Raw genomic sequence first — 8,234 nt, 5'->3', positions numbered from 1 at the left:
ACCGCGAGCCGACCGGACGGGGAGACCCGCTGGTCGGCGAGGAGGCCGGCGAGGTTGTCCAGGGCGCCGGCCCGGATGTCGACGGAGACGGGCGAGGGGATCAGCCGGGTCAGTAGCGGCATGCGATCTCCCGTCCGCGCGCCAGATCCTCGTGGTTGTCGATCTCGACCCAGCTGACCTCGCCGATGGGCGTGGTGGAGACGGTGAGGCCCCGGTCGGCCAGTTCCTGGTAGCCGTCCTCGTAGTACAGCTGCGGGTCGCGCTCGTAGGTGACGCGCAGGGCGTCGGCGAGGTCGGCGGCGGCCTCCGGCTCGATGAGGGTGACGCCGATGTACTCGCCGGTGGCCTCCTCGGGCGGCATCAGCTTGGTGATGCGGCGCACCGCGCCCGAGGCGTCGGTGACGACCTTCATCTCCTCGTCGGCGAGCTTCTTGACCGTGTCGAGCGCCAGGATGATCCGGCGGCCGTCGCCGCGCGCGGCGAGCAGGGTCTTCTCGACGGAGGCCGGGTGGACGGTGTCGCCGTTGGCGAGGATGACGCCCTCGGCGATGACGTCACGGGCGCACCACAGGGAGTAGGCGTTGTTCCACTCCTCGGCCTTGTCGTTCTCGACGAGGGTGAGCTTGACGCCGTAGCGCCGCTCCAGGGCGGCGCGGCGCTCGACGACGGCCTCCTTGCGGTAGCCGACGACGACGGCCGCGTCGGTGAGGCCGACCTCGGCGAAGTTGGCCAGGGTGAGGTCGAGAACGGATCTGGCCTCGTCCGTGCCGGGAGCGACCACCGGCACCAGGGCCTTGGGAAGGGTGTCGGTGTAGGGGCGAAGACGCCGTCCGGCGCCGGCCGCCAGCACGAGGCCGATCATGCGGGTTCTCCTGTCTCATCGTGTACGGCGGGCGCGGCGGAGGAGATCCAGAAGCGGATGCTCTCCGCCAGCACCAGCAGCGCGAGGGCCCCGGCGAGGACCGCGAGCGCGAGGGTGAAGGTGGTGGTGCCGGTGAAGGCGGCGGCCGCCGCGACGACCAGCAGGGTGCGGCCCTCGTGTCCGCCCGCGGCGCGGACCAGGGCGCGCGGGGGTGCTCCGGCGCCGCCGCGCAGCCGGTAGACGGTGTCGTAGTGGTGGTAGGCGACGGCGGCCAGCAGGCCGAAGGCGGCGGGCAGCGCGCCGTCGCTGTCGCTGCGGGCGGCCAGCACGAGGACGGCGCCGTACTCCCCGGCGCGGAACAGCGGCGGCAGCAGCCAGTCCAGCGGGCGGGTGAGCGGGGCGGCGGTGGCCCGGCCCGCGCACAGGGCGTAGAGCGCGGCGGCGCCGAGGGCGGTCCACGTGCCGGCGACGCCGGGCAGCAGGAGTATGCCGAGCAGGGCGGCGGTGCCGAGTCCGGCCCACAGCGGGGCGGTCAGGGCGCCGGTGCTGCCGGGCAGGGAGGGGCGGGCGACCGCTTCGGCGAGCAGGCCGTTGTCGGTGAGGCCGGCGAGGGCGCGGGCGGCGGCCTCGCCGCCGGTGGCCCGGCGGCGGGAGCGCAGCAGCCGGCCCGCGGTGGTGTAGCAGGCGGCGAAGCCGCCGGCGGCCAGCAGGACGATCAGGGTGATGCGCGGGGTGGTGAGGGCGGTGAGGACGGCGATCAGGGCCCAGCGTTCGCCGATGGGCAGCACGATCATGCGCCGGGCCCAGACGGTCCAGCCGATGGAGTCGAGCCGGCCGGAGAGGGCGGCGGCCGGACTGGAGGCGCCGCCGGAAGCGGCGCCGGTGGTGGCGGCGTTGGCCTCGTTGAAGGAGAAGTCGACGATGTGGCGGCAGGTCTGGAGGATCATGGCGCCCAGGGCGAGCGCCCACACGTCCTCGCCGCCGCGGGCCGCGCCGAGGGCGAGTCCGGCGTAGTAGGCGTACTCCTTGGCGCGGTCGAAGGTGGCGTCCAGCCAGGCGCCGAGGGTGGAGTACTTGAGCGCGTAGCGGGCGAGCTGGCCGTCGGTGCAGTCGAGCACGAAGGAGAGCAGCAGCAGCGCACCCGCGGCGACGAAGCCGCCGCGGGTGCCGGTGGCGGCGCAGCCCGCGGCGACGAGCGCGGTGAGCAGCGAGGCGGTGGTGACCTGGTTGGGGGTGAGTCCGCGCCGGGCGCACCAGCGGGCCAGGTAGCGCGAGTAGGGGCTGACGAAGTGCGTGGTGAAGAAGCCGTCGCGGGACTTGACCGCGGTGCGCAGCCGGACGGCTTCCTCGTCGGTGGCGGCGACGGCGGCCTCGGCTTCGGCGCGTTCGGCGTCGGTGCGGGGGACGGCGGCGGTGAGGGGCCCGAGTTCGGGGCGGTGCACGGGGCAGCCGGTCTCGGTGAGGGCGTCGGCGAGGGTGTCGACGAGGATGTCCTGGGCCGTGTCGTCCCGGGCGGCGCCGCTGGTGGCGGGCACCTGGGCCGACGTACGCTCCAGGGCGGCGCCCAGTGCGCCGCGGGCCGCGCCGGTGACGGTGAGGGCGCCGGGGACGGCCGCGGCGTCGAAGCGGGGGTCGGTGAGGGCCAGCCGCAGGCTGTGCCGGTGCCCGGTGAAGCGGGGGTCGATCAGGGCGACGCGTTCGCCGGGCGGGAGGTCCGCGAGGACGGCGCCGAGCGCGGTGGGGCTGCCGGCCACGGTGACGGTGAATCCCAGGGCGGTCAGGTCGGCTCCGAGCACGGACCCGGGAACGGGCGGACCGGTGAGGATCGCGGTCGACAGCTGAACTCACTCCTTGAGGGGGCAGAACCCGCTTGCGTACGGGCTGCACGAGGGCAGAGATTATCCGATCGCCATCGTGCGGCAAGCATGGCGTCGTGGTCAGGAAACCCCGAGTTCATCCCGGAGGCAAAACCGGCGCCGGTGATGACATTACGCGACGGCGCGGCTACGGTGCGCACGGCGGGTGACCGCCCGTTAGGCTGGCGATCATGACCTGGCTGATCACCGGCGGAGCCGGTTACATCGGGGCGCATGTGGTGCACGCCATGACGGCGGCGGGCGAGCGGGCGGTGGTGCTCGACGACTTCTCCACGGGAGCGGACGACCGGCTGCCGAAGGGGGTGCCGGTGGGCCGGGGTTCGGTACTGGACCGGCCGCTGCTGGACCGGGTGCTGGCCGATTACGGGGTGACCGGGGTGGTGCATCTGGCGGCGCGCAAGCAGCCCGGGGAGTCGGTGGAGCAGCCGCTGGGCTACTACCGCGACAATGTGTACGGGCTGACGGTGCTGCTGGAGGCGGTGGCGGCGGCCGGGGTCGGGCGGTTCGTGTTCTCGTCGTCGGCGGCGGTGTACGGCACCCCCGATGTGGATCTGGTGACGGAGGACACTCCGTGCGTGCCGGTGAACCCATATGGGGAGACGAAGCTGGCCGGTGAGTGGCTGGTGCGGGCGGCGGGGCGGGCGCACGGCATCGCGACGGCCTGTCTGCGGTACTTCAATGTGGCGGGTGCGCGGGAGCCGGCGCTGGCGGACACCGGGGAGTTCAACATCATCCCGATGTTCTTCGGGCGGCTGACGCGCGGCGAGCCGCCGTTGATCTTCGGGGACGACTATCCGACGCCGGACGGGACGGGGGTGCGCGACTACGTCCATGTCGCGGATCTGGCCGACGCGCATCTGGCGGCGGCGCGGGCGCTGACGGTTCCGGGCCGCGATCTGACGGTCAACATCGGTACCGGGGTGGGGGCGTCGGTGCGGGAGATCGCCGATCTCGTGGTGGAGGTGACCGGGTTGACCAAGCCCGTGCCGAAGGTGGTGGAGCGGCGGCCGGGTGATCCGGCGCGGGTGGTGGCGTCGGTGGACCGGGCGCGTGAGCTGCTGGGTTTCTCCGCCGCGCACACGCTGCCGGAGATGGTCTCCTCCGCGTGGCAGGGCTGGCGCTTCCACCATCCGCAGCCGTAAAGGAAAACCGCAGGTCACAGCATATGACAACGGTGTTCACCGTCGCGTTGCGCATACCCCCCTCCCGTAGTTCACTTGGCGCCTGGACGCCGGTACAGCGGTAGCCCGCGGGGCTGCCCCGGGAGTTTTTCGGAGGGTCTCTTCTATGGGCGCGGGGCACAGTCACGGGGGCCCGTCCGGGCACGGTCACGGGCACGGGCAGGGGACGGCGGGAGCCGCGCACCGGGGGCGGCTGCGGATCGCGTTGCTGATCGCGCTGGTGCTGCTGGTCGCCGAACTGGTGGGGGCCTGGCTGACCGGGTCGCTGGCGCTGCTGGCGGACGCCGGGCACGTGGCGACGGACGCGGTGGGCATCGGTCTGGCGCTGCTGGCGATCCATGTGGCGAACCGGCCCACCAGTGAGCGGCGTACCTTCGGGCTGGCCCGGGTGGAGATCCTGGCGGCGCTGGCGAACTGTGTGCTGCTGCTGGGGGTGGGCGGCTACATCCTGTTCGAGGCGGTGCACCGGCTGCGGGAGCCGGCGGAGGTGCCGGGCGGGCTGACGATCGTCTTCGGTGTGGCGGGCCTGCTGCTGAACCTGGTGTCGCTGTCGCTGCTGATGCGCGGGCAGCGGGAGTCGCTGAACGTGCGCGGCGCGTTCCTGGAGGTGCTGGCGGACACGCTGGGTTCGGTCGCGGTGGTGATCGCGGCACTGGTGATCCTCACCACCGGCTGGCAGCGGGCGGACACGGTGGCCTCGCTGATCATCGCGCTGATGATCGTGCCCAGGACGGTGCGGCTGGCCAGGGAGGCGCTGGAGGTGCTGCTGGAGGCGGCGCCGAAGGACGTGGACATCGCGGCGGTGCGGCGGCACATCATGGACCTGCCGGGGGTGACGGATCTGCACGATCTGCATGTGTGGACGATCACCTCGGGGCTGCCGGTGCTGTCGGCGCACGTGGTGGTGACGCAGGAGACGCTGGACGCGGTGGGGCACGAGCGGATGCTGCACGAGCTGCAGGGCTGTCTCGGGGAGCACTTCGACGTGGAGCACTGCACGTTCCAGCTGGAACCGCACGGGCATGCGGCTCATGAGCCCCGTCTGTGCCACTGATTCCGGGCCCCGCGGCCGCCCGGGATAACCTCGCAGACGTACGCGATGAGCCCGACAAGGTGGCCGTGCCCGACAGCGAGGACGTAGTGGTGGATCCGATCATGCTGGAGCTGGTCGACGAGGCGGGCCGGACCGTCGGTACGGCCGAGAAGCTCGCCGCGCATCAGCCGCCGGGGCAGTTGCACCGGGCGTTCTCGGTCTTCCTCTTCGATCCGCGGGGACGGCTGCTGCTCCAGCGCCGGTCGCTGGAGAAGTACCACTCCCCCGGCGTGTGGTCCAACACCTGCTGCGGGCATCCGCTGCCCGGTGAGCCGCCGTTCGTCGCGGCGGCCCGGCGCACGGCGGAGGAGCTGGGGGTGGCCCCGGCCCTGCTGCGGGAGGCGGGCACGGTGCGCTACAACCATCCCGACCCGCTGTCGGGTCTGGTGGAGCAGGAGTTCAACCACCTGTTCGCCGGGGTGGTGGAGCAGGAGCTGCGGCCCGACCCGGCGGAGGTGGCGGAGACCGCCCTGGTGACGCCCGGGGAGCTGGCGCGGCGGCATGAGCGGCTGCCGTTCTCGGCGTGGTTCATGACGGTGCTGGACGCGGCGCGCCCGGCGATCCGGGAGGTCACGGGGCCGGCCGCCGGCTGGTGAGCCGGGGGGGTCAGAGGCGGTCGCAGGGCAGTTCGGCCCAGATGACCTTTCCGCCGGTGGCGGTGGAGTCGACGCCGCAGCGGCCACCGGCCTCAAGTGTGACGATCTTCACCAGCAGGAGTCCGCGTCCGCTGGTGTGCTCGGCCCCGGTTTCGAGGGCTTTGGGACGGTAGGGGTGGCCGTCCTCGACGGCGACGCGGACCCGCCCGGGGGCGAGGGTGACCTCGACGCCGATCTGCGGGGTGAGCAGGACGGCGTGCCGTACCGCGTTGGTGACCAGTTCGGACACGATGAGCAGCAGGGAGCCGAGCCGGTCGGGGCCGAGGGGGGCCTGCCGCCGGTGCAGCAGGTCGCGTACGGCGTGCCTGATCAGCGGTACGGAGGCGTCCACCGGGGCGGCGGTGAGGCGCCAGGTACCCGGAACACCTGGCGCGGCGGGGGCGGTGGGGTGCGGCGGGGCACCTGATCGGCTGTCCACCCTTCTGAGTGTTGGCATGTGCCAGGGCGGCATGACCGGATGACCGCAAGTCATAGGGTTTCCTGCTCAGTTTGACCGCTTCTCTTCATCTGAGATTGCTTTATGACAAAGCCAGGCCGTCACCCGACCAGCCGGGCGCATCGTTGCGCAAAGACCCCAATGAAATACCCCAAAACACCAGCAAAGTGACCAAGAGCGCTTGCCATCACAATTTCGGCGACTGTTCGACGCTCAAGGAGGGCAAGGTCCCCGCGACCCATTCCCCCAGGCTTTTGGAGGGCTGCTGACATGGCTCTGCCGCAAGGCCCCCTGGAGCACCGCTATCGGGGAGAGCACCCCGTACGGACCCTCGCCTATCTGTTCCGCGACGACCGGGTCCGGCTGCTGGTCGCCGTGCTCGCGTTCGGCGTCAAGCACTCACCGGTCTGGCTGCTGCCGCTGGTCACCGCGAACATCATCGACATCGTGGTGGAGCAGCGCCCGATCTCCGATCTGGCCACCAACATCGCCGTTCTGACCGTGGTCCTGGCCCTCAACTATCCGATGCACCTGCTGTACGTCCGCTGCCTGTACGGCAGCGTCCGGCGCACCGGAACCCGGCTGCGCTCCGCCCTGTGCCGGCGGATGCAGGAGCTGTCCATCGGCTACCACTCCCGGATGAGCGCCAGCGCGCTGCAGACCAAGGTCATCCGGGACGTGGAGAACATCGAGACCTCCGTCCAGCAGAGTTCGGACAACGGTCTCAACGCCATCATGACGCTGGCCGGCGGGCTCGCCGTCATCGGGCTGCGGGTGCCGGCCGCGCTGCCCGCCTTCCTCATCGTGGTGCCGGCCGCCGCGCTGCTGGTGCGCAGACTGCGCTCCCGGCTGCGCAGCCACAACGAGCAGTTCCGCCGCGAGGTGGAACAACTCTCCTCCCGGGTCGGCGAGATGACCTCACTGATCCCGGTCACCCGGGCGCACGGCCTGGAGCGCACGGCGGTGGCCCGGGTGGACGGCTCCCTGCGCCAGGTGCTCACCGCCGGACTCCGGCTCGACATGCTCAACGGCCACTTCGGCGCCCTGGCCTGGATCCTGCTCCAGGCGCTCGGCATCGGCTGTCTGGCGATGGCGGCGCTGGTCGCGTACTACGCCTGGCTGCCGATCTCGGCGGGCGACGTGGTGATGCTCAGCACCTTCTTCACCACCCTCACCGCCTCCATGACGGTGCTGATGGGCCTGGCCCCGATCATCACCAAGGGGCTCGAATCGGTGCGCTCGCTCGGCGAGGTGCTCCAGGACCCCGACCTGGAGGTCAACGACGGCAAGGAGCAGGTCACCGGCGTCGGCGGCCGGATCACCTTCGAACGGGTGGGCTTCCGCTACGACACGGAGGGGCAGGCCGCCGTCACCGGCTTCAATCTGTCGGTGACACCGGGCGAGACCATCGCGCTGGTGGGCGCCTCGGGAGCGGGGAAGTCCACCATCCTCAACCTGCTGATCGGCTTCATCCGGCCGGTCTCCGGGCGCATCCTGCTGGACGGCCGCGACATGGCCACCCTGGACCTGCGCAGCTACCGGCGTTTCCTGTCGGTGGTGCCGCAGGAGTCCGTGCTCTTCGAGGGCACCATCCGGGAGAACGTCGGCTACGGTCTCGACCCGGTCGACGACGAGCGGGTGCGCCGGGCGCTGCGGGACGCCAACGCGCTGGAGTTCGTGGACCGGCTGCCCTCCGGACTGGAGACCGTGGTCGGCGAGCGCGGCGCGCGGCTCTCCGGCGGCCAGCGGCAGCGGCTGGCCATCGCCAGGGCGCTGATCCGCGACCCGCGCATCCTGGTGCTCGACGAGGCCACCTCCGCCCTGGACACCCGCTCCGAGGCGCTGGTGCAGGAGGCCATGGCACGGCTGATGCGCGGTCGTACCGTCTTCGTGGTGGCCCACCGGCTGTCCACCATCCGCGGTGCGGACCGCATCGTGGTGATGGACCAGGGGAAGGTGCTGGAGATCGGCAGCCACGAGGAACTCATGCGCCGTGGCGGCGCGTACGCGCGGCTGCAGAAGAACCAGCTGGGCTGAGTGGCGGACCGGCCGGGGCGGTGGAGGTACCGCCCCGGCCGCCGCATGCGCGGCCCCGGCGGTCCGGCCGTGTCGACGGCGCGGTCCCCACC

Annotated in this window: 7 protein-coding genes and 1 pseudogene; 4 read left to right on the top strand and 4 right to left on the bottom strand. The window is 72.1% G+C overall.

Annotation, left to right across the window (positions count from 1 at the left end):
* The 3 genes and pseudogenes from ACFV5N_RS15555 to ACFV5N_RS15545 all read right to left on the bottom strand — a co-directional run.
* Positions 1 to 122: pseudogene (locus ACFV5N_RS15555) on the bottom strand (dehydrogenase); the annotation flags it as partial.
* The gene (locus ACFV5N_RS15550; protein WP_385599265.1) at positions 110 to 862 is read right to left on the bottom strand and encodes a sugar phosphate nucleotidyltransferase; all 753 of its coding nucleotides are present in this window, start codon (positions 860 to 862) and stop codon (positions 110 to 112) included. The gene ACFV5N_RS15550 and the pseudogene ACFV5N_RS15555, both read right to left, overlap by 13 nt.
* The gene (locus ACFV5N_RS15545) at positions 859 to 2,700 is read right to left on the bottom strand and encodes a DUF5941 domain-containing protein (RefSeq protein WP_385599286.1); all 1,842 of its coding nucleotides are present in this window, start codon (positions 2,698 to 2,700) and stop codon (positions 859 to 861) included. Before ACFV5N_RS15545 ends, ACFV5N_RS15550 begins: the two co-directional genes overlap by 4 nt.
* 209 nt (positions 2,701 to 2,909) lie before the next feature.
* Between ACFV5N_RS15545 and galE the strand changes: the two genes are divergently transcribed.
* The 3 genes from galE (at position 2,910) to idi (ending at position 5,609) form a co-directional block, all read left to right on the top strand.
* On the top strand, positions 2,910 to 3,881 hold the full coding sequence (gene galE / locus ACFV5N_RS15540) for a UDP-glucose 4-epimerase GalE (RefSeq protein WP_385599263.1): 972 nt from the start codon (positions 2,910 to 2,912) through the stop codon (positions 3,879 to 3,881).
* A 145-nt stretch (positions 3,882 to 4,026) separates the two neighbouring features.
* On the top strand, positions 4,027 to 4,974 hold the full coding sequence (locus tag ACFV5N_RS15535; RefSeq protein ID WP_385599260.1) for a cation diffusion facilitator family transporter: 948 nt from the start codon (positions 4,027 to 4,029) through the stop codon (positions 4,972 to 4,974).
* A gap of 101 nt (positions 4,975 to 5,075) precedes the next feature.
* On the top strand, positions 5,076 to 5,609 hold the full coding sequence (idi, locus tag ACFV5N_RS15530; protein ID WP_385599283.1) for an isopentenyl-diphosphate Delta-isomerase: 534 nt from the start codon (positions 5,076 to 5,078) through the stop codon (positions 5,607 to 5,609).
* Positions 5,610 to 5,619: 10 nt separating this feature from the next.
* Here idi and ACFV5N_RS15525 read toward each other — a convergent pair whose 3' ends face one another.
* Positions 5,620 to 6,105, bottom strand: coding sequence for an ATP-binding protein (locus tag ACFV5N_RS15525; RefSeq protein WP_385599257.1), 486 nt, complete (start codon positions 6,103 to 6,105; stop codon positions 5,620 to 5,622).
* 270 nt (positions 6,106 to 6,375) lie between these two features.
* On the opposite strand from ACFV5N_RS15525, the gene ACFV5N_RS15520 reads away from it, so the two are divergent.
* Positions 6,376 to 8,142, top strand: coding sequence for an ABC transporter ATP-binding protein (locus tag ACFV5N_RS15520; RefSeq protein ID WP_385599254.1), 1,767 nt, complete (start codon positions 6,376 to 6,378; stop codon positions 8,140 to 8,142).
* The last annotated feature ends 92 nt before the right edge of the window (positions 8,143 to 8,234 follow it).

The sequence above is a fragment of the Streptomyces sp. NPDC059853 genome (assembly GCF_042731495.1).
Classification (GTDB): domain Bacteria; phylum Actinomycetota; class Actinomycetes; order Streptomycetales; family Streptomycetaceae; genus Streptomyces.
Note: the sequence above shows the minus strand (reverse complement) of the source record. Positions and strands in the feature narration are given on the sequence as shown.

Coding starts and splice junctions, on each gene's coding strand:
- ACFV5N_RS15550 (WP_385599265.1), bottom strand. CDS start 862: ATGATCGGCCTCGTGCTGGCGGCCGGCGCCGGACGGCGTCTTCGCCCC.
- galE (WP_385599263.1), top strand. CDS start 2,910: ATGACCTGGCTGATCACCGGCGGAGCCGGTTACATCGGGGCGCATGTG.
- ACFV5N_RS15535 (WP_385599260.1), top strand. CDS start 4,027: ATGGGCGCGGGGCACAGTCACGGGGGCCCGTCCGGGCACGGTCACGGG.
- idi (WP_385599283.1), top strand. CDS start 5,076: ATGCTGGAGCTGGTCGACGAGGCGGGCCGGACCGTCGGTACGGCCGAG.
- ACFV5N_RS15525 (WP_385599257.1), bottom strand. CDS start 6,105: ATGCCAACACTCAGAAGGGTGGACAGCCGATCAGGTGCCCCGCCGCAC.
- ACFV5N_RS15520 (WP_385599254.1), top strand. CDS start 6,376: ATGGCTCTGCCGCAAGGCCCCCTGGAGCACCGCTATCGGGGAGAGCAC.